This window comes from Nocardiopsis sp. iso_238, assembly GCF_056173325.1.
The window spans coordinates 1,183,979-1,203,168 of record NZ_CM149668.1 but is presented as its reverse complement, the minus strand read 5'-3'; the positions used below and the strand labels follow the sequence as shown (position 1 = coordinate 1,203,168).

The window sequence follows — 19,190 nt, the reverse complement described above, 5'->3', positions numbered from 1 at the left end:
CCAGGGCGGGCGGGACCGTGAGCAGCCACGCCAGTACAGGGAGCAGGGTCACCACACCGAGGCGGCCGTGTACACCCGCTCCCCCGCCGCGTTGTCGGGGCAGGCGCGACCCGCCACGGTGGCCCCGAGAGGGATCCTCAGAGATGCGACACAACCGTCGAGAAACTTCGGGGACTCGTGTGAACGACAGGGGCCCGGAGACCGTGCTCGGTCTCCGGGCCCCGTCGTGTGGTGCCTAGCGGCGGGCGACGCCGTCCTCGCGGGCCTGGGCGGCGACGGCGGCGGAGACCGCCGGGACCACCCGGTCGTCGAACGGGCTGGGAATCACGTAGTCGGCGCTCAGGTCGTCACCGACCAGCCCGGCCAGCGCCTTGGCGGCGGCCAGCTTCATGTTCTCGGTGATGTCGGTGGCCTGGACGTCGAAGGCGCCTCGGAAGACGCCCGGGAAGGCCAGCACGTTGTTGATCTGGTTCGGGAAGTCGCTGCGCCCGGTGGCGACGACGCTCGCGTACTTGCGGGCGACGTCCGGGTGCACCTCCGGGTTGGGGTTGGCCATCGCGAAGATGACGGCGTTCTCGGCCATGGTGGCCACGACCGACTCGGGGACCTCGCCGGCGGACAGGCCCACGAACACGTCGGCGCCCTTCAGCGCGCTCTCGATGGAGCCCTGGAGCCCGGCCCGGTTACTGATCTCGGCCAGCTCCTGCTTGACCGGGGTCAGGCCCTCGCGGCCCTGGTGGATGATGCCCTTGGAGTCGGCCACGGCGATGTCACCGATCCCGCCGTCGATGAGCATCTTGGTGACGGCGACCCCCGCGGCGCCCGCGCCGGAGACGACCACGCGCAGGTCGGCCAGGGTGCGGCCGGTGAGACGGGCGGCGTTGTGCATCGCCGCGACGGTCACAATGGCCGTGCCGTGCTGGTCGTCGTGGAAGACCGGGATGTCCAGGCGCTCGCGCAGCTTGGCCTCGATCTCGAAGCAGCGCGGCGCGGAGATGTCCTCCAGGTTGACGCCGCCGAAGGACGGCGACATGCGCACGACGGTCTCGACGATCTCGTCGGCGTCGGTGCAGTTGAGCGCGATCGGCACGGAGTCGACGTCCGCGAACTGCTTGAACAGCAGCGACTTGCCCTCCATGACCGGCAGGGAGGCCTCCGGGCCGATGTTGCCCAGGCCGAGCACGGCGGTGCCGTCGGTGACGACGGCGACCAGGTTGCTCTTCCAGGTGTAGGTCTCGACCAGTTCGGCGTTCTCGGCGATGGCGTCACAGACGCGGGCGACGCCGGGGGTGTAGGCGAGGGACAGGCCCTCCTGGTCGCTCACGTCCACGGAGGAGGTCACGTGCAGCTTGCCGCCACGGTGCATGGCGAAGGCCGGGTCCTCGTCCAGGGGGGACGTGTTCTGGGTACGCGAAGAAAAGGTGGTCACTACTCAAACCCCTCGGTCTGCTGTACGTCCGCGTCGGCCATGACGTGGACGGTGGGCCACGGAGCGCGCGCGAAGACGTCAGGGTGCCAGGGGGCCCTCGTCGGCACCGGTCGGCCATGACCGGGGTGTACGCCGGGAGGGGTGGTCTTCGCCGGACTCTTATACGAGTACTGCGCGTCCGCATCTCACGGGGATGACCCGTTACGCAATTCTCTCACAACGGTGACCGGAGGAAAATCGCGGGTCGAGAGAATAGAACGTTACTGACGTGTCGCCCCACGACACCGCATCCGCCCCACGTCCCCACTGGTCGGTCCCGCGAGGACGCGGACCCACCCCTCGACCAGGCACTCCGTGCTCCCCGAAGGAGACCCACCATGGCCCTGCGCAAGCCCCTGTCCGAGCCCCGGACCTACCTCACCGCCCTGGCGACGGCCGGGGTCCTGGCCCTGGCTGCCTGCGGCAACGGAGAGGCCTCCGACGACGCGGACGCCCCCCAGGCCCCCGACGTCGCCGTCGACGAGGAGCTGGCCGCGCTGCTGCCCGACGCGGTGGCCGAGGCCGGTGCCGTCACCATCGGTGTCGAGGCCTCCTACCCGCCCGGCGAGTACCTGGACGAGGACGGCGAGACCGTGCTCGGCTTCAACATCGACCTCATCGAGGCGGCGCTGGGCAAGCTCGGCCTGGAGGCCAACTGGGAGCCCACCACCTTCGACTCGATCATCATCGGCGTCGACACCGGCACCTACGACCTCGGCGCCTCCTCCTTCACCGTCACGGAGGAGCGCATGGAGGCCGTGAACATGGTCAGCTACTTCTCCTCCGGCACCCAGTGGTTCGCCCCGGCGGGCAACCCCGAGGGCATCGACCCCGACAACGCCTGCGGCCTGCGCATCGCCGTGCAGACGGGCACCACGCACGACCACGACATCGAGGCCCGCAGCGAGGCCTGTGTCGAGGCGGGCGAGGATGCCATCACCATCGAGAAGTTCCCGACCCAGCCCCAGGCCACCGAGACCATCATCTCCGGGCTGAACGACGCCTCCCTGGCCGACCTGCCGACCTCGCTCTACGCGCTCCAGCAGACCGGCGAGCAGCTGGAGTTCATCGGTGAGCAGTACGACGCCGCCCCCTACGGCGTCGTCGTCAACCAGGAGCAGGAGGAGCTCTCCGAGGCCGTCGCCGCCGCCTTCAACGCCATCATCGAGGACGGCTCCTACGAGGAGGTCCTCGCGGAGTGGGGCATCGAGGGCGGCGCCCTGGAGGCGGCCGAGGTCAACCCCGCCGTCTAGTACGCCCGAACACCAAGCGAAAGTCTGACTGTGACCTCACCGAGCGAACCGGTGGGCGGCCCGGGGTCGAAGGAACCGACCCCGGGCCGTTCGGCCGCACCGATCACCGCCGTCCCCGTCCGGTACCCCGAACGGTGGGTGGCCGCCGGGATCATCCTGGTCCTCGCCGCGATGTTCGTGCACATGCTGTTCACGAACCCCGCGTTCAACTGGCCGTTCATGTTCGACAACATGTTCTCCGACCCCGTGCTGCGGGGCGTGTGGGTCACGCTGAGCGCGGCCGTGCTGTCGATGGTCATCGGTGTCATCCTCGGCATCGTCCTCGCGGTGATGCGCCTGTCCGGGAACCCCGTGCTCGTCACGGTCTCCTGGCTGTACACGTGGTTCTTCCGCGGTGTGCCCCGGCTCGTGCTGGCGGTGCTCTTCGGCAACATCGCCATCCTGTACTCGACCATCCACATCGGGCTGCCGTTCGACAACTACTGGATGCCGTGGCTGGGCCTGGAGGGCGACGCCCGCTTCTTCGAGATCGACGCGCGCACCCTCCTGACCGGCTACACGGCGGGCCTCCTCGCCCTGTCCCTGTCCGAGGGCGCCTACATGGCGGAGATCATCCGGGCGGGCCTGCAGTCCGTGGACAAGGGTCAGACCGAGGCCGCGCAGGCGCTCGGGATGAGCCGGAGCAAGATCATGCGGCGGATCACCCTGCCGCAGGCGATGCGGGTGGTCATCCCGCCGACCGGCAACGAGACCATCGCCATGCTCAAGGACACGGCGCTGCTCGCCTACGTACCGGTGACCATCGAGCTCTTCTACCAGCTCCAGGCGATCGGTACCCGGAGCTACCAGATCTTCCCGATGCTGGTGGCCGCGTGCCTGTGGTACCTGGCCATCACCAGCGTCCTGATGGTGGGCCAGTACTTCATCGAACGCAGGTTCAACCGGAGCGGGCGCGGCGTGCGCAACAGCATCGTGGGAGGGGCGCACTGATGGCCGACCAGACCAAGGACCAGGGGCCGGAGGGCGTCGTGGAGACCGCCGAGGGCACCGAGCTGCCCGCGGACGCCCTCGTGGTGGCCGAGAACGTCCACAAGAGCTTCGGGCGCCTGGAGGTCCTCAAGGGCATCGACCTCCAGGTGATGCGCGGCGAGGTCATGTGCGTGGTCGGCCCCTCGGGGTCGGGCAAGTCCACGTTCCTGCGCTGCGTCAACCACCTGGAGAAACTCACCGCGGGCCGCCTGTGGGTCAACGGCGAGCTCATGGGCTACCGGCAGAAGCGCGGCCGCCTGTACGAGCTGCGCGACACCGAGATCGCCGCGCAGCGCAGCGACATCGGGATGGTCTTCCAGCGTTTCAACCTGTTCCCGCACCTGACCGTACTGGGCAACGTCATCGAGGCCCCGGTACAGGTCAAGAAGGTGCCCCGGGCCGAGGCCACCGAACGCGCCAGGGAGCTGCTGGAGCGGGTCGGGCTCCCGGACAAGGCGGACGCCTACCCGGAGCAGCTGTCCGGCGGCCAGCAGCAGCGCGTGGCGATCGCCCGCGCCCTGGCCATGGAGCCGTCGCTGATGCTGTTCGACGAGCCCACCAGCGCCCTGGACCCCGAGCTGGTGGGTGAGGTCCTGGACGTCATGCGCGACCTCGCCCGGGGCGGCATGACCATGGTCGTGGTCACCCACGAGATGGGCTTCGCCCGCGAGGTCGGTGACTCCCTGGTCTTCATGGACGACGGCGTCGTCGTGGAGTCCGGCACCCCCACCGAGGTGCTGACCAACCCCCGGCACGAGCGCACCCAGGCCTTCCTCTCGAAGGTGCTGTAGCCGCTCCCCGGCGCCCGTGACCCGGTCCTCCGGGCCACGGGCGCCGGTCTGTGCCGACCCGACCACCGCCCCCCGGAGAGCACCGTCGCCTCCGACGCGCCGTCTCCCTGGTCCGCCGCGGCCCCGGAGTTCACCGGGACGTGCCTCCGATGCCCTTGACCCAGGGGGCTCCCGCCTCCAGAGTCGTCACGTGACATCCACCTGCCGCCCGGGGAGAGGCATGGACGCGCGTACGGACAAGGTCCGCGAGCTGTGGGAGAAGAGGGCGGGAGGTTACGACGCCGGATCGCGGCTGGAACCGGCGAGCATCCGGCGCACGCGTCGGCTGCTGTGCGGCGGCGCCCGGGGGCGCACCCTCGAAGTGGCCGTGGGTACCGGGATCAACCTGGAGTACTACCCGCCGCAGGTGGTCCTCACCGGGGTGGACCTGAGCCCCGCCATGCTCGCGCGGGCCAGGGAGAGGGCCGAGGAGCAGGGGCGCCCGGTGCACCTGGTGGAGGGCGACGCGCAGCGACTCGCCTTCGCGGACCAGTCCTTCGACACCGTCCTGTGCGCGCTCGCGCTGTGCACGATCCCCGACCAGGAGCGCGCGCTGGCGGAGATGCACCGGGTCCTGGTCCCCGGCGGGCGGCTGCTGCTGGTCGACCACATCGAGTACACGCGGTTCCCGTTCCGGCTGCGCGAACGCCTGCGCAAGCACCCGCGCAGGCTGCCCCGCGCCGTCGCGGAGGAGGTCGGGTTCGAGGTGGGACACCACGACCGGCTGATGATGGGCATGGTGGAACGCCTGGTCGCGCACCGGCCCCGCTGAGTCGGGCGGCGCCCCGCCGACGCGGCGCGTACCCTGGGATCGCCCCCCAACGATGTGTTGACGGTCCGTCGCCCGGACGGCGACGCGCTGACCGCACTGGCTCCCGCGAGGGGCCCGGGCGGACCATTCGTCTCGTGTTCGCCCCCCGAGGGCTGGACACGATCCCTTCGCCCTGCGTCAGTGGCAGGGTGAAACGAGATACATTGCTCTCAAGCGGCAACCTCGCCCCCCGAAGGAGGGACGTGACCGAAGAAACCGCTGTGCCCACGGCCGACGCCACCGGTGTACGCGACGCTGTCACCGTCAACATGCCCGCCGACAGCGCTTATCTGTCTGTCCTGCGCACGGCGACGGCAGGGCTGGCCGCCCGACTCGACTTCACCCTCGACGAGATCGAGGACCTGAGGATCGGGGTTGACGAGGCCTGCGCGATGCTCCTCTCCCAGGCGCTTCCCGGCACAGAACTGACCACGGAATTCGAACTCACCCCCGACGGGATGCGCATCTCGGTCTCGGTGATGACGGCGGACGGACGCCTGCCCGCACGTGACACCTTCGCCTGGACCGTGCTTTCCGCTCTCGCCGGGGATGTCGACGCGGGGGTCGGACCGGACGACCGCGTCTACATCGTCCTGTACAAACGCCGTGGCGCCCTGGAGCCGGCGTGAGCGAAAGGGGGCCCGCTCTGACAGCGAAGACCGAGCACGCGGTGCCCGACCGGGCGCGCGCGAGAGAGTTGTTCGAGCGCCTTAACGACCTCGACGCGGAAGCGCCCGAGCGCAGGGCGATCCGCGACGAACTGGTCGAGCTCCACCTGCCCTTGGTGGAGTACCTGGCCCGCAGGTTCCGCAACAGGGGCGAGTGGCTGGACGACCTCACACAGGTGGCCACGATCGGGCTGATCAAGTCCATCGACCGGTTCGATCTGGAGCGCGGGGTGGAGTTCTCCACCTACGCGACCCCCACGATCGTCGGTGAGATCAAGCGCCACTTCCGGGACAAGGGCTGGGCGGTGCGGGTGCCGCGCCGTCTCCAGGAGCTGAAGCTCTCGCTGACCAAGGCGGTCAGCGACCTGTCCCAGCGTGAGGGGCGCTCCCCCACCGTCGCGGAGCTGGCCGCGCACCTCCAGATGACCGAGGAGGAGGTGCTGGAGGGCCTGGAGTCCGCCAACGCCTACTCGACGGTGTCGTTGGACGCCCCCGACAGCGGGGACGAGGACGCCCCTGCGGTGGCCGACTCCCTGGGGATCGTCGACGAGTCCCTGGAGGGCGTGGAGTACCGGGAGTCACTGAAGCCGCTCCTGGAGCAGCTGCCGCCCCGGGAGAAGCGCATCCTGCTGTTGCGCTTCTTCGGGAACATGACGCAGTCGCAGATCGCCCAGGAGCTCGGGATCTCCCAGATGCACGTGTCGCGCCTGCTGGCGCGCACCCTGGCACAGCTGCGTCAGGCGCTCACCACGGACGACTGACCGGTGCGCGGCCGACGGCCGCGGTGACCGTTACCGGCGCCCCTCGGTGTCGGAGAACAGCACCGCGGTCGTCGGCGGCGCCAGGACGGCGGCCGCCGCGGCCACCGCGACGGCGAGCATGACGGCGCAGATCGCGTACTGCTCCCCCGTGTACATGTAGTACGCCACCACGGCCATGAAGAGCTGGGTGACGACCACCGGGGTACGGGCCCAGTCGCGCAGGTTCCAGAGCCCGTACGCGACGAAGACGAGCAGCACGCCGACCCCGACGCCGATGACGGTGAGCGGGAGCGCCGAGGAGACCGGATCGGTGGCCCGGCCGGTGATCGCGGTGTACAGGCTGTAGATTCCGGCGACCGCCGCGACCAGCCCGATCAGGGCCTCCAGCACGGCGGCGATGACGATGGTGAAGGGACGCGAAGACACCCGACGAGCCTATACGCGCTCCCGGTGTCCCCCTCTCCGCCCCGCCCCTCGGTGCGCCCCCGACGCCCGGCCACCCCCTTCACCACGTGACGCGTGCCCCTCCGGGGTGACTCCCGTCCGCTCCTCCCCGAGGGCACCGCACCGCCTTGGGCGTGTTTTTGTGGATGCTTTCGCTGGTGGCGGCGGAGCCGCCATCGATGTGAGCGGCCTCCAGGCAATCTCTCGCAAGCCGTGGAGCGAGAGGCAGCCCGGGGTTGGCTGTCCGAGCTTCATCGGCGCGGCGAGAGGCAGCCTGGTGGTCGCGAGCGCGGAATGATCCAAAAAACACGCCCTAGACTGGCCGGGTGCGAGCCCTATTCATCGTGAACCCCCAGGCGACCACGACCACCTCCCGCACGCGCGAGGTGATCCTGGGCGCGCTGGCCTCCGAGCTGGACGTCACCCCCGTCGAGACCGCCTACCGCGACCACGCTCGCGAGCTGGCGCGGGGCGCGGCGGCCGACGGGTACGAACTCGTGTTGAGCCTGGGTGGTGACGGCACCGTCAACGAGGTCGTCAACGGGCTCCTCGCCACCCCCGAGGGCCTGCCCCGCCCCCGTTACGCCGTGATCCCGGGCGGGAGCGCGAACGTGTTCATCCGTGCGCTGGGGGTCCCCGGCGACCCGGTCGAGGCGACCGGCGCGGTCCTGGAGGCCATCCGGGCCGGACGGGAGCGCGAGATCGGGCTGGGCCGGATCACCGGCGACCAGGACGACCGCTACTTCACTTTCTGCGCTGGTTTCGGGTGGGACGCCGATGTGGTGCAGCAGGTGGAGCAGGAACGCGGCAACGGCCGCAAGGCCACTCCGGCGCTGTACGCGGAGACCGCGGTAAAGCTGTTCTTCCAAGGGGATATCCGCGATCCGTCACTCAGCGTGTCCAACGACGGAAGGTCCCTGGAGGACGTCTATTTCGCGCTGGTCACGAACACGACTCCCTGGACCTACGCGGGTGCGCTGCCACTTCAGCCGACCCCGGCCTCACGATTCGAGCTGGGCCTGGACGCATTCGCGCTGACGCAGTCCTCGCACGCGCTGACTGGCTGGGTTCTTTCCCAAATGTTCTTCCCCAAGGGCCTTCCCGCACGTGGGGACGGGTACGTGACCTGGCATGACCAGGCCTCGCTGCGCATCTCGTCGTCCCATCCCCGGGCCTTCCAAATCGACGGTGAATACCTGGGCGAGCGGGAAGAGGTCAACTTCCACTCGGTACCGAAGGCATTACGAATCTTCTGTTAATAACGTCGAAAGCAGCCATTCCCAGCGACTGTGACGCACCCGACACGCCGAACAGGACCTTTGGCCTCGGGGACTCTTGCGTGCCCCCCGCGTTCCTGTCACGCTCAAGATATCGCCGCGAGTTACGGGCGAGTTAATTTGGGCGCTTCCCACGTGGCCGTGGGGTGAAACCTCACTTACCTCGGCCTTGACGACACCCTCCGGTGGACCCCCTCCGCCGGGCGCCCTTGCACATTCCGATCGTGAAAAGCTTCACAAATGATCGCCTCACTGTGAGGAGTGACCGCATGGACTGGCGCCATGACGCAGCCTGCCGTGACGAAGACCCCGAACTCTTCTTCCCCATCGGCGACTTCGGCCCCGCACTGAACCAGATCGAGGAGGCCAAGGCGGTCTGTCAGCGCTGCCCGGTCAGCTCCGCCTGTCTGAAGTGGGCGCTGGAGAGCGGCCAGGACGGTGGCGTCTGGGGAGGCACCTCGGAAGAGGAACGACGCCGTATCAAGCGCCGCGGCACCGCGCTTCGCCCCATGGTCCGCAGCTGACCACCCACCCCGGCTGACCGACGACCCCCCGCTGGCGCGGCGGGGGACCGCGCACCCGCGCGAGGCGCCGGGCCGGGAGCGGCGCCCCCGGCCCCTCGGGCCCTCAGGGGACCTCCCGCTCCTCGTGCTCCAGGGGCAGGCTGATCGCCACCTCGGTCCCGCCGGAATCCTTCGGCTTGATCGCCAGGGTCCCCCCGAGCTCGCCCACGATCAGGGTCCGCACGATCTGCAGGCCCAGGCTCGTGGTCCCCTCCAGGTCGAAGTCCTCCGGCAGTCCGCCGCCGTCGTCGGAGACGGCCAGCTCCAGACTGCTCGGCCCGGGATGGCCAGGACCGGTGTCGAACCGGCGCACCCGCACCTCGATCAGCCCCGGCCCCTGGCCCAGGCCGTGCTCCACCGCGTTCTGTACCAGTTCGGCCAGCACCATCGACAACGGCGTGGCCACCAGCGCGTTCAGCAGCCCGAAGTGGCCGTCGCGCCTCGGCACCACCGCCTGGCCCGTGGAGGACACCTCCGCCGCCATCTGCATGACCCGGTCCGCGATGTCGTCGAAGTCCACCACCTCGTCCGGGGTGTGCGAGAGCATCTCGTGCACGATCGCGATGGACCCCACCCGGCCGACCGCCTCGTCCAGGGCCGCCCGCGCCTCGGGGATGTCCAGGCGCCGCGACTGGAGCCGCAGCAGCGCCGCCACCGTCTGGAGGTTGTTCTTCACCCGGTGGTGGATCTCCCGGATGGTGGCGTCCTTGGTCATCAGCTCGCGCTCGCGCCGCCGCAGCTCGGTGACGTCGCGGACCATCACCAGCGCGCCGATCCGCACACCGTCGATCACCAGCGGTATGGCCCGCAGCTGCACGGTGACCCCGCGCGCCTCGACCTCGGCCTCCTGCGGAGCGCGTCCGCTCGCCGTGTAGGTGAGGTTCTCGTCGCGGGCCTCCCCCTGCGCGGCCAGTTCCAGCGTGGTGCGGTCCAGGCGGGCGCCCACGAGGTCGGCGGTCAGGCCCAGGCGGCGGTAGGCCGAGAGCGCGTTCGGGCTCGCGTAGACCACCTCGCCGTTCTGGTCCAGGCGCAGCAGGCCGTCACCCACCCTCGGTGAGCGGACCATGAGCGGCCCCTGGTCGCTGAACGGGAAGGCTCCCTCCGCGATCATCTGGGCGAGGTCGCCCGCGCTCTGGAGGTAGGTGAGCTCCAGGCGGCTGGGCGTGCGCGCCGAGCTGAGGTTGGTGCTGCGCTGGATGACGGCGATGAGGTTGCCCTCGCGGCGGACCGGGATGGTCTCCTCGCGCACCGGGACCCCGCCGGACCAGTCCGGGTCGCCGTCACGGCAGATCCGGCCCTCGCTCCAGGCGCGGTCGATCAGGGCCCGGCGTCCGACCACCCGGGGCGCCGAACGGGACGTGACATCGGTCATGTCGTCCCGGAGCACCGCCTCCACCAGGTCGTCCTGGAAGGCGGTCGGGCCGGTGGTGGGTCGCATCTGCGCGATGGCGATCCATCCGTCGTCCTCCCGTAGGCGCACCCACAGCACGAGGTCCGCGAAGGAGAGGTCGGCCAGGAGCTGCCAGTCGGAGACCAGCGAGTGGATCCACTCCAGGTCCGCCTGCTTGAGTGACGTGTGGCGGCGAATGAGGTCGCTGAGGTGAGGCACTCACAAATCATCCCATGAAGCCGTGCATACTCAAGGGACACGCACTCGACCAGTGGTCCACACCAATCGACGGCCGGAAGGCGGCCGCACCGACCACGTCCTGGCGGGGCGCGGAACGCGGCGGAGGAGACTGATGACTGGTCAGCACACACTGGACGGCAACCCCAGAGTGCCCAAGTACTACCAGGTCAAGAAGCAGCTGCTGGAGCTGATCGAGGCGATGCCGGCGGGGAACCCGGTCCCGCCCGAGCGCGCCCTGGCCACCCAGTTCGGCACCTCGCGCACCACGGTGCGCCAGGCCCTGACCGAGATGGTCGTCGAGGGCCGGCTGCTGCGCATCCAGGGCAAGGGCACGTTCGTGGCCAAGCCGAAGGTCGCGCAGATCCTCCAGCTGACCAGCTACACGCAGGAGATGCGGGCGCACGGCCTGCACCCGGCGACCCGCATCCTGGACGTCAGCTACATCAACGCGGACGACCAGCTCGCGGAGCTCCTGGCCATCCGTTCCGGCGGCCGCGTGCTGCGCATCGAACGGCTCCGGCTTGCCAACGGCGAGCCCATGGCCGTCGAGACGGCCCACCTGGCCGCGCGGCGCTTCCCCGGACTCCGGAGGCAGCTGGACCGCTACGCGTCGCTCTACGAGGCTCTCGCGAGCGCCTACGACGTCTCCCTCGCGGAGGCGGAGGCCTCCATCGAGACCGTCCTCGCCACTCCCAACGAGGCCCGCCTGCTCGGCGTGGACGTGGGCCTGCCCCTGGTCCTGCACTGCCAGCACAGCTTCGACGGCGACGGGCACCCCGTGGAGTGGGTCCGCTCGCTGTACCGGGGCGACCGCTACAAGTTCGTCACCCGGTTGCGCCCGCCCCGGGACTGACCCCCTGCCGCCTCCGTGGCCCGGACGGGACCCGCCGTGACGGGCCCGGACCGGGACGCGCGTCGGGACCCCGGCCCGATCACCCGCGCGCGAGCACGCAGGCGAGGGCGTCGACCACCTGGGGGTCGTACTCGCTGCCGGTGTCCATCCGCAGCCGCTCCACGACGGCGGCCCGGCGCTCGGCGTCGCCGTTCTCCCCGACCAGGTCGTCGAAGGCGTTGGCGACCTTGATGACGCGGCTGCCCAGCGGGGGCACGCCCTCGTCGCCGTCTCCGGCCAGCGGCTCGCACTGGCGGCGGACCATCTCCGCGACGTTGTCCAGCACCCCGGTCTCCCGGATGATGGCCGACCCCAGCTCCGCTATCCGGCGCTGTTCCCTCGGTGAGGACAGCACGGTGGCGCCGCCCGCGATGGGCTCGCGCAGGGAGAGCTGGCCGATGTCGTGCATCAGCGCCGCGTACTCCAGCTCCAGCAGCTCCGCCTCGGCCAGTCCCAGTTCGCAGGCGATGCCGTGGGAGAGCTGGCTGACCCGCCGCGAGTGGCCGTTCTCCACGTAGCCGCCCACCTCGGTGACCCGGGACAGCGCCCGCACCGTCTCCAGGTACGTGCGGCGCACCTCGGCGTGCCTGCGGAAGGCCACCTGCGAGACCAGCAGCGGGGCGAGGAAGACCAGCAGCCCGACCAGGCCGGTGACCGTGCAGGCCAGCGCGATCAGCACACCGCTGGAGGCGATCGCGCCACCGGTGGCCACCTGCGCCCGGGCCTCGTCGCGCATGGCCACGACCAGGCGGGTGCGGAGCCGTTCGGCGCGCAGCAGGGCGGAGACCGCCACGTCCAGCGACCACGCCAGGGCGACCAGGACGGTCATCATCAGGGCGACCACGACCGAGGGCCCGGTCAGGGACAGGGCCTCCACCAGGGGCCGGAAGGCGACGGCGAGCAGCAGCGCGGTGAGCACTCTGCGCGCGACGTCCTCCAGCCGGGGGCCGTGGCCCACCGCCACGTGCGGGAGTTCGCCCAGGGCCACGCCCAGGGCGACCACGGCCACCACCTGCCAGGCGGTGTGGTGTATCGCCTCGCCGCCGAGGCTGAGCAGGAACGCGTACGCGATCGCACCGGCCAGGGCGATCGGAGCGGACTCCCGGTGCCCGGGCAGCGTGATCCGGGCCAGTTCGCCGCCGGCGATGACCAGGCAGAAGGCCAGGGCGACGTAGGGCTGGTGGAACCCGGTCGCGGCGGTCCACACCAGGGCGGCGAGGGAGGCGGCGCCCACCCCGCCCACGAGCAGGGCCCGGAAGGGTCTCGCGGTGCGCCAGACCGGCCCCCCGGAGCGCTGGTGGCCCAGGGCCCCGCCCTCGGGGCCGCCGGGGTGCGGCCCGGGGAGCGCCCCGTCCGACTGCCTCTGCGTCATCACCGGTCCTGGCCCCCCGTCACCGCGGCCGCCGACGTGGACTCGGCCACCGTCGCCGTCCCGCTCCGCTGCGGTGCGGACGGTACCGTCGCGCCCGTGTCGCCCGACTCCGGAGTGCCGGAGGCGCCGTAGCAACCGCCCGGCGGCTCCGCGATGTCCGGGGTCTCCCATCCCTCACGGGTGACGGCCCGGACGAGGGCCTCCACCATCCGGGGGTCGAACTGACTGCCCGCGCACCGCCGGAGCTCCGCGATGGCGTCCTCCACGGACCACGCCTTGCGGTAGGAGCGCGTGGAGGTGAGGCAGTCGAAGACGTCGGCCACACTGATGATCCGGGCGGACTCGGGGATCTCCATCCCCACCAGCCCCATCGGGTAGCCGCGCCCGTCCAGGCGCTCGTGGTGGTGCCTGATGCCCGCGAGCGCCTCGTCCAGGAAGCTGATCTCGCGGACGATCTCGTACCCGCGCGTGGGGTGCAGCTTGATCGCGGCGTACTCGTCGTCGGTGAGCTTGCCGTTCTTCTGGAGGACCTTGGTGGGCACGCCGAGCTTGCCGATGTCGTGCAGCATGCCCGCGTACCGGATCTTCTGCACCCGCTCGGCGGGCATACCCAGCTCGGCGGCGATCATCGCCGACCCCTCGGCCACGCGCATGCAGTGGCCCCGGGTGTAGTAGTCCTTCGTCTCCACGGCCTGGCACAGGGTGGCCAGGGTGGCCTCGTGCGCCCGCGCCTCCTCGGTCTGCTGGCCGAACACCCACCGCGCGATGAACAGCGGCAGCAGGACCAGGAGCGGGGCGATGATCCCCACCGCGCCCCAGATGGCCGCGATCGCCAGCCCCAGCATCTGGTAGCCCACGGAGGCGACCTCCAGGGCGGCCAGCGGGCGCCAGCGCAGCGGCCCCGCACCGGCGGGCCGGGTGACGCCCAGGCACCACATGAGGGCGCCGATGAGCACCGAGTTGAGCAGCGTGTGCGTCAGGACCGCGACGACGTACGGCAGGACGATGCCGGGGAAGTCGGACTGACCCGGCACCCCCACCGTGCCTCCGAGCAGGAGGTAGACGTGTCCGGCCGCGTAGGCCGCCAGCGCGAACTGGGCGCCGTTGAAGGCCCGCTTGACCGGGCCCTGTCGGCGGATCGCCAGGCAGGACGCGAATCCGACCACGGCCGCGCCGGCCGGCCCCACCAGCACGACGGCGGCCAGGGCCACGGCCGAGCTGGGTGAGATTCCGGCTTCCTTGACGTCGACGACGACGTGTGTGCTTATCGACTCCGCGACGACGAAGAGGACCGCGATGAGTACCAGGGTCCCCAGGTCGATCCCCGCGTAGGGACCGACGAGCATGATGGCGACAGCACTGACAACGATGATCCCGACGTAGACACGCGCGCCCCAAGGAAGAGCCCGCACCCCCGTTCACCCCCCACCGACGACGACCGGACTGTCATGGTTTCACCGGTTCTGTTCTACCACCAAGACCATCCGGTAAAAGTGGAAGCCACAAAAACGGCGGTCATCATCGGACCGAACATGGTGACGAGCATCGTCGTCCCCCTTCTCCCTGTGGCGACTGCCCCCTCATCCCCCGGGCACGCCGCGCAAATTACCTTATTCGTTGGATAAGGCCTCCAGTTTAACGGGCCACGACACCATCCTGATTACCCCCAACCCGAACCGGGGCCGCACTCGACTCCACAGAGGGCACGAAGTTCCGGAGCGTGGAATTACTAATTCAATTAGTCATTCCAGATGGCTACACAGAGTGACAATAGGTCACAGGCGCGACACTGGGGACCGCCGACGCCCCGGGCGATCCTGCACCCAGGGCCAGCCAACCCCATCAGGCATGACTACCCATCGTGAGCAATCGAAACGGACTCTCACAAGTTCAAGGAAATTCATTCCGACTCGGTCACGACCGAAAACCGATTCGCGGCATCGGGCGTGTCGAACCCCTCAAGAACCACCAACTCGGCACCCGCGTGACCAAAACCCCCCGGACTCACGGGGATGCGTCGCACTCTATTCTGCAAATGCAGACAAATGGCACAGAACGCATCAGAGCACTACAAGCACCCCTGAATACACAAAAGTGGCGAAAGCTGGAATGCCAGCTTTCGCCACCCGCGTCCCGGACGGCCCGCGGCCGCCGACGGCCCGGACCGGTGTCAGGCGGGCGCCCCCGGGGAGTCGGCCCTGGCCTCACGGGCCAGTTGCTCGTTGCGCGCCTCGGCGAGCCGCCCGAGGACCTTGTCCCGCAGGTCCAGCGGGACGGGATCGCAACCGCAGTGCTTGGCGACGAGCTTCTTCACGGCCTCTTCCAGGCCGTACTCGTCCAGGCAGGGGCTGCACCCGTCGAGGTGCGCCCTGACCTCGGGGCAGTCGCTCTCCTCCAGCTCACCGTCAAGGTAGGTGTAGAGCTTCTCCAGCACCTCGCTGCACGGGGTGTCCGTCTCCGACTTGTCGTGGCCGCCGCTCATTGCCGATCTCCTCGATCCGACCCGCTCACCTGTGCTCGGCCCCCCGCCGCCGACCCCGACGCGACGGCCGAGGCCTCCGCCGCCCTGGTCGCGGCGAGGAAGCCGCGGTCCACCGCGTACTCCTCAAGGTGCGAACGCAGCTGGCGCCGTCCTCTGTGCAGCCGGGACATGACCGTCCCGATGGGGGTGCCCATGATCTCGGCGACCTCCTTGTACGCGAAGCCCTCGACGTCCGCGAGGTACACCGCGATCCGGAAGTCCTCGGGAAGCTCCTGGAGGGCGCGCTTGACGTCGCTGTCGGGGAGGTGTTCGAGCGCCTCGGCCTCGGCGGACTTCAGCCCCGCCGCCGTGTGCGAGGCGGCCTGGGCGAGCTGCCAGTCCTCGACGTCCTCGGTCCCGGCCTGCTTCGGCTCCCGCTGCTTCTTGCGGTAGGAGTTGATGAAGGTGTTCGTGAGGATGCGGTACAGCCACGCCTTGAGGTTGGTCCCCTCCTTGAACTGGTGGAAGGAACCGAACGCCTTGGCGAAGGTCTCCTGCACCAGGTCCTCGGCGTCCGAGGGGTTGCGTGTCATGCGCAGCGCCGCCGAGTAGAGCTGGTCGAGGAAGGGAAGCACGTCCCTCTCGAACCGCTCGTCCCGTTCCCCGGCTGTCTCCTGGCTCTGGTCCAAGCCCTTCGGCCTCCTCGCGCTGGTCCCTGGTGGGGTGTCCGTATCCCAACGATACGTTCCCACACCCCCGACCTGCGCGTCGACGCCGCGTGGCGCCAACGCCGTTTCCCTGCGCTCCAGGCACGCACCAGCGGTCGGCATGCTCGTGACCCAACCCCTTCCCTGCTGCCGGGTCCCGTGTCCGGAACCTCGCCTCGGACGGTGCTGGTGACAACAACGGCCTCCACGAGCTGATTCCGTCCTGGGAGCGGGACGGGGTCCCGGATCCGAACTTTGTCGTTTGACCGCGTCGGTGAAGGTGAGGCATGGCAGAGTGCGGGTAGGACTCACTGAAGGATGGGAGAGGAGTGCACGTGCGACCGTCCTCGACTCCAGCCTCCGACCGCCCCCGATCGCCCGCCGCCCAGTTCGCCACCACGGACCGGCTCTCGGACTACTGGCGTTTCTACTGGGCCGTCGCGGAGGCGCAGATCAGCCGGTGGCTGCCCGAGCGGCCCGCCCGGCTCCTCGACCTGTCCAGCCCCGACTTCCAGGGCACACCGCGCGCCGTCGCGGCCGGGCACGACGTCGTCACCCTGCTGCCCTCGGTGGACATGGCCATGCGCCGCCCGCTCACCCTGGTCAACGGACGGGCCGTGGTTCCGCCCCCCACGCCGCGCGGGCGGCTCCGGCACGTGGTCGGTGACTCCGCCTTCCTGCGCGCCTTCAGCCCCGGGTCCTTCGACGGGGTCATCGCGGACAACCGGGTGTTCTCCCGGCAGCTGGCCACCGAGTCGTCGATGTCCGAGGTGGCCCGGGTGCTGCGCCCGGGCGGCCGGGTGCTGGTCTGCGTGGACTCCGTGGTCCTGGGCATGGCGCTGCTGGCCGAACAGGACGCCTGGCCGGAGCTGAGCCACGCGCCCAGCGCGGACGTCCTCCTGGTGCCGTGGCCGGACGGTTCGATCACCCGTTGTTTCACCGCCGAGCAGCTGACGGAGATGGTCACCGAGGCCGGGCTCGAACTGGAGTGGATCAAGCCGCGCACGGTGCTGTCGGCGTCCACGGTGGAGATGATGCTGGCCCGCGACCCCCGCTCCATGGCGCGGCTGGTGGAGATGGAGCTGCGCGCCGCCGACTCCGACGACTACGTCGGCGTCCACCTGGTCGCCAGCGCCCACAAGCCCGCCTAGCCAGGGCTGACGTGGCGGGCCCGCCACCCACGGCGGGGTGACGGGCCCGGGGCGAGCGGTTCCTAGTCCGCGAGCGGCAGGTAGACGCGGTTACCGCCCTCGGCGAACTCGGCGGACTTGTCGGCCATGCCCTTCTCGATCGCCTCGACGGTGTCCAGGCCGTTCTCCTCGGCGTACCTGCGCACGTCCTGGGAGATCTTCATCGAGCAGAACTTGGGCCCGCACATGGAGCAGAAGTGCGCGGTCTTGGCGGGTTCGGCGGGCAGGGTCTCGTCGTGGAAGGCCTGCGCCGTCTCCGGGTCCAGGGACAGGTGGAACTGGTCCTGCCACCGGAACTCGAAGCGCGCCTTGGACAGCTCGTCGTCCCACTCCTGGGCGCGGGGGTGGCCCTTGGCGACGTCGGCGGCGTGGGCGGCGAGCTTGTAGGTGATGACGCCGGTCTTGACGTCGTCGCGGTTGGGCAGCCCCAGGTGCTCCTTGGGGGTCACGTAGCAGAGCATGGCGGTGCCGTGCCAGCCGATCTGCGCGGCGCCGATCGCGGAGGTGATGTGGTCGTAGCCGGGGGCGACGTCCGTGGCCAGGGGGCCGAGCGTGTAGAACGGTGCCTCGCCGCACAGCTCCTCCTCCAGGCGCACGTTCTCCTTGATCTTGTCCATCGGCACGTGGCCGGGCCCCTCGATCATCACCTGCACGTCGTGCGAGCGGGCGATGTGGGTGAGCTCCCCCAGGGTGCGCAGTTCGGCGAACTGGGCGTCGTCGTTGGCGTCCGCGATGGAGCCGGGGCGCAGGCCGTCACCCAGGGAGAAGGTGACGTCGTACCGGCGGAAGATCTCGCAGAGCTCCTCGTAGTGGGTGTAGAGGAAGCTCTCCCTGTGGTGGGCCAGGCACCAGGCGGCCATGATGGAGCCGCCGCGCGAGACGATGCCGGTGACGCGGCGGGCGGCCAGCGGGACGTACCGGAGCAGGACGCCCGCGTGGACGGTCATGTAGTCCACGCCCTGCTCGGCCTGCTCGATGATGGTCTCCCGGTAGATCTCCCAGCTCAGCTTGGTGGGGTCGCCGTTGACCTTCTCCAGGGCCTGGTAGATCGGGACGGTGCCGATGGGCACCGGGGAGTTGCGGACGATGCGTTCGCGGGTCTCGTGGATGCGCCTGCCGGTGGACAGGTCCATCACGGTGTCGGCGCCCCAGCGGGTGGCCCACACCATCTTCTCGACCTCCTCGGGCACCGAGGAGGTGACGGCGGAGTTGCCGATGTTGGCGTTGATCTTCACCAGGAAGTTCTTGCCGATGATGGTGGGTTCGGACTCGGGGTGGTTGCGGTTGACCGGGATGACCGCGCGGCCGATCGCGACCTCGTCGCGGACGAACTCGGGGTCGGCCCCCTCGCGGGCGGCCACGAAGCGCATCTCGGGGGTGATGGTCCCGGCCCTGGCGTGCGCCAGCTGGGTGACGGCGCCGTTGACGGGGTCCGGTGTCCAGGACTCGCGGGTGCGAGGAAGCCCCTGGTGGACGTCGATGTGTGCGGAGTCGTCGGTGTACGGGCCGGAGGTGTCGTACAGATCGAAGTGGCTGCCGTTGCTGAGATCCACCCGGCGGCGCGGGACACGGAGGGTCGTGCCCTCGGGGGTGGTGATCTCCTCGTGGACCTTGCGAGATCCCATGATGGGACCTGTGGTCACCCGGTGCTCGTCGGTGGTGGAAACGTCACGACCGTCGATAGCCGTCATGGCATGCCTCCCTACGTCGGAATTACCCGAACAGGTTCTGCGGTCGGCGACACCCTTGAGTCGCCCTCTCAGCCCGCCATGGCGCGAGCTCCCGCGTTGCGTATTCACATGTGCGCACGTGGAACGTGCCGGAACACCTCGAT

The 19,190-nt window shown here is 70.0% G+C and carries 18 protein-coding genes; 10 read left to right on the top strand and 8 right to left on the bottom strand.

The features are described 5' to 3' along the window. Positions 1-235: 235 nt before the first annotated feature. Entirely contained in the window at positions 236-1,429 is a 1,194-nt protein-coding gene (locus AC0VYL_RS05405) for an NAD(P)-dependent malic enzyme (RefSeq protein ID WP_475459855.1), read from the bottom strand. 377 nt (positions 1,430-1,806) lie between these two features. Between AC0VYL_RS05405 and AC0VYL_RS05400 the strand changes: the two genes are divergently transcribed. The 6 genes from AC0VYL_RS05400 to AC0VYL_RS05375 all read left to right on the top strand — a co-directional run bounded on the left by AC0VYL_RS05400 (position 1,807) and on the right by AC0VYL_RS05375 (position 6,820). After that, a complete protein-coding gene (locus tag AC0VYL_RS05400; protein WP_475459853.1) occupies positions 1,807-2,721 on the top strand; it encodes an ABC transporter substrate-binding protein in 915 nt (304 codons plus the stop codon). Positions 2,722-2,751: 30 nt separating this feature from the next. Continuing rightward, a complete protein-coding gene (locus AC0VYL_RS05395) occupies positions 2,752-3,711 on the top strand; it encodes an amino acid ABC transporter permease (RefSeq protein ID WP_475459851.1) in 960 nt (319 codons plus the stop codon). Next, complete coding sequence (locus tag AC0VYL_RS05390) at positions 3,711-4,541, top strand: amino acid ABC transporter ATP-binding protein (RefSeq protein ID WP_475482485.1); 831 nt, start codon at positions 3,711-3,713, stop codon at positions 4,539-4,541. The genes AC0VYL_RS05395 and AC0VYL_RS05390 overlap by 1 nt, the downstream gene beginning before the upstream one ends. Before the next feature lie 220 nt (positions 4,542-4,761). Then, a complete protein-coding gene (locus AC0VYL_RS05385; RefSeq protein WP_475459846.1) occupies positions 4,762-5,352 on the top strand; it encodes a class I SAM-dependent methyltransferase in 591 nt (196 codons plus the stop codon). 242 nt (positions 5,353-5,594) lie between these two features. Further along, positions 5,595-6,020, top strand: a complete 426-nt coding sequence (locus tag AC0VYL_RS05380; protein ID WP_026128903.1) for an ATP-binding protein — start codon at positions 5,595-5,597, stop codon at positions 6,018-6,020. 41 nt (positions 6,021-6,061) lie between these two features. Further along, on the top strand, positions 6,062-6,820 hold the full coding sequence (locus AC0VYL_RS05375) for an RNA polymerase sigma factor SigF (RefSeq protein WP_475462952.1): 759 nt from the start codon (positions 6,062-6,064) through the stop codon (positions 6,818-6,820). Positions 6,821-6,850: 30 nt separating this feature from the next. Here AC0VYL_RS05375 and AC0VYL_RS05370 read toward each other — a convergent pair whose 3' ends face one another. Next, on the bottom strand, positions 6,851-7,246 hold the full coding sequence (locus AC0VYL_RS05370) for a hypothetical protein (protein WP_475459844.1): 396 nt from the start codon (positions 7,244-7,246) through the stop codon (positions 6,851-6,853). Between the two features lie 344 nt (positions 7,247-7,590). On the opposite strand from AC0VYL_RS05370, the gene AC0VYL_RS05365 reads away from it, so the two are divergent. Both AC0VYL_RS05365 and AC0VYL_RS05360 read left to right on the top strand, forming a co-directional pair. Then, positions 7,591-8,523 (top strand): diacylglycerol/lipid kinase family protein, encoded by a 933-nt coding sequence (locus AC0VYL_RS05365; protein ID WP_475459842.1) that lies wholly within the window; start codon positions 7,591-7,593, stop codon positions 8,521-8,523. 287 nt (positions 8,524-8,810) lie between these two features. Next, positions 8,811-9,065: a WhiB family transcriptional regulator gene (locus tag AC0VYL_RS05360; protein WP_475459840.1), complete on the top strand. Its 255-nt coding sequence runs from the start codon at positions 8,811-8,813 to the stop codon at positions 9,063-9,065. A 103-nt stretch (positions 9,066-9,168) separates the two neighbouring features. Here AC0VYL_RS05360 and AC0VYL_RS05355 read toward each other — a convergent pair whose 3' ends face one another. Continuing rightward, positions 9,169-10,713 (bottom strand): sensor histidine kinase, encoded by a 1,545-nt coding sequence (locus tag AC0VYL_RS05355; RefSeq protein ID WP_475459837.1) that lies wholly within the window; start codon positions 10,711-10,713, stop codon positions 9,169-9,171. Between the two features lie 133 nt (positions 10,714-10,846). Here AC0VYL_RS05355 and AC0VYL_RS05350 point away from each other — a divergent pair, with 133 nt between their 5' ends. After that, positions 10,847-11,587, top strand: a complete 741-nt coding sequence (locus AC0VYL_RS05350) for a GntR family transcriptional regulator (protein ID WP_378743223.1) — start codon at positions 10,847-10,849, stop codon at positions 11,585-11,587. Positions 11,588-11,666: 79 nt separating this feature from the next. Here the strand turns inward: AC0VYL_RS05350 and AC0VYL_RS05345 are convergent, their stop codons facing one another. From AC0VYL_RS05345 to AC0VYL_RS05330, 4 genes are all read right to left on the bottom strand, one after another. Continuing rightward, positions 11,667-12,998, bottom strand: a complete 1,332-nt coding sequence (locus tag AC0VYL_RS05345; RefSeq protein WP_475459835.1) for an HD-GYP domain-containing protein — start codon at positions 12,996-12,998, stop codon at positions 11,667-11,669. Continuing rightward, entirely contained in the window at positions 12,998-14,344 is a 1,347-nt protein-coding gene (locus AC0VYL_RS05340) for an HD-GYP domain-containing protein (protein WP_475483473.1), read from the bottom strand. The genes AC0VYL_RS05345 and AC0VYL_RS05340 overlap by 1 nt, the downstream gene beginning before the upstream one ends. A gap of 824 nt (positions 14,345-15,168) precedes the next feature. Beyond that, entirely contained in the window at positions 15,169-15,480 is a 312-nt protein-coding gene (gene rsrA / locus AC0VYL_RS05335) for a mycothiol system anti-sigma-R factor (RefSeq protein ID WP_475459830.1), read from the bottom strand. Further along, positions 15,477-16,148 (bottom strand): sigma-70 family RNA polymerase sigma factor, encoded by a 672-nt coding sequence (locus AC0VYL_RS05330; RefSeq protein WP_378743229.1) that lies wholly within the window; start codon positions 16,146-16,148, stop codon positions 15,477-15,479. Before AC0VYL_RS05330 ends, rsrA begins: the two co-directional genes overlap by 4 nt. Positions 16,149-16,495: 347 nt before the next feature. Between AC0VYL_RS05330 and AC0VYL_RS05325 the strand changes: the two genes are divergently transcribed. Beyond that, the gene (locus tag AC0VYL_RS05325) at positions 16,496-17,317 is read left to right on the top strand and encodes a class I SAM-dependent methyltransferase (RefSeq protein ID WP_475482484.1); all 822 of its coding nucleotides are present in this window, start codon (positions 16,496-16,498) and stop codon (positions 17,315-17,317) included. Positions 17,318-17,379: 62 nt separating this feature from the next. Here the strand turns inward: AC0VYL_RS05325 and thiC are convergent, their stop codons facing one another. Next, positions 17,380-19,047, bottom strand: a complete 1,668-nt coding sequence (gene thiC / locus AC0VYL_RS05320; RefSeq protein ID WP_475482483.1) for a phosphomethylpyrimidine synthase ThiC — start codon at positions 19,045-19,047, stop codon at positions 17,380-17,382. Positions 19,048-19,190: the final 143 nt, after the last annotated feature.

Coding starts and splice junctions, on each gene's coding strand:
- AC0VYL_RS05400 (WP_475459853.1), top strand. CDS start 1,807: ATGGCCCTGCGCAAGCCCCTGTCCGAGCCCCGGACCTACCTCACCGCC.
- AC0VYL_RS05390 (WP_475482485.1), top strand. CDS start 3,711: ATGGCCGACCAGACCAAGGACCAGGGGCCGGAGGGCGTCGTGGAGACC.
- AC0VYL_RS05385 (WP_475459846.1), top strand. CDS start 4,762: ATGGACGCGCGTACGGACAAGGTCCGCGAGCTGTGGGAGAAGAGGGCG.
- AC0VYL_RS05360 (WP_475459840.1), top strand. CDS start 8,811: ATGGACTGGCGCCATGACGCAGCCTGCCGTGACGAAGACCCCGAACTC.
- AC0VYL_RS05350 (WP_378743223.1), top strand. CDS start 10,847: ATGACTGGTCAGCACACACTGGACGGCAACCCCAGAGTGCCCAAGTAC.
- AC0VYL_RS05345 (WP_475459835.1), bottom strand. CDS start 12,998: ATGACGCAGAGGCAGTCGGACGGGGCGCTCCCCGGGCCGCACCCCGGC.
- AC0VYL_RS05340 (WP_475483473.1), bottom strand. CDS start 14,344: ATGCTCGTCGGTCCCTACGCGGGGATCGACCTGGGGACCCTGGTACTC.
- rsrA (WP_475459830.1), bottom strand. CDS start 15,480: ATGAGCGGCGGCCACGACAAGTCGGAGACGGACACCCCGTGCAGCGAG.
- thiC (WP_475482483.1), bottom strand. CDS start 19,047: ATGACGGCTATCGACGGTCGTGACGTTTCCACCACCGACGAGCACCGG.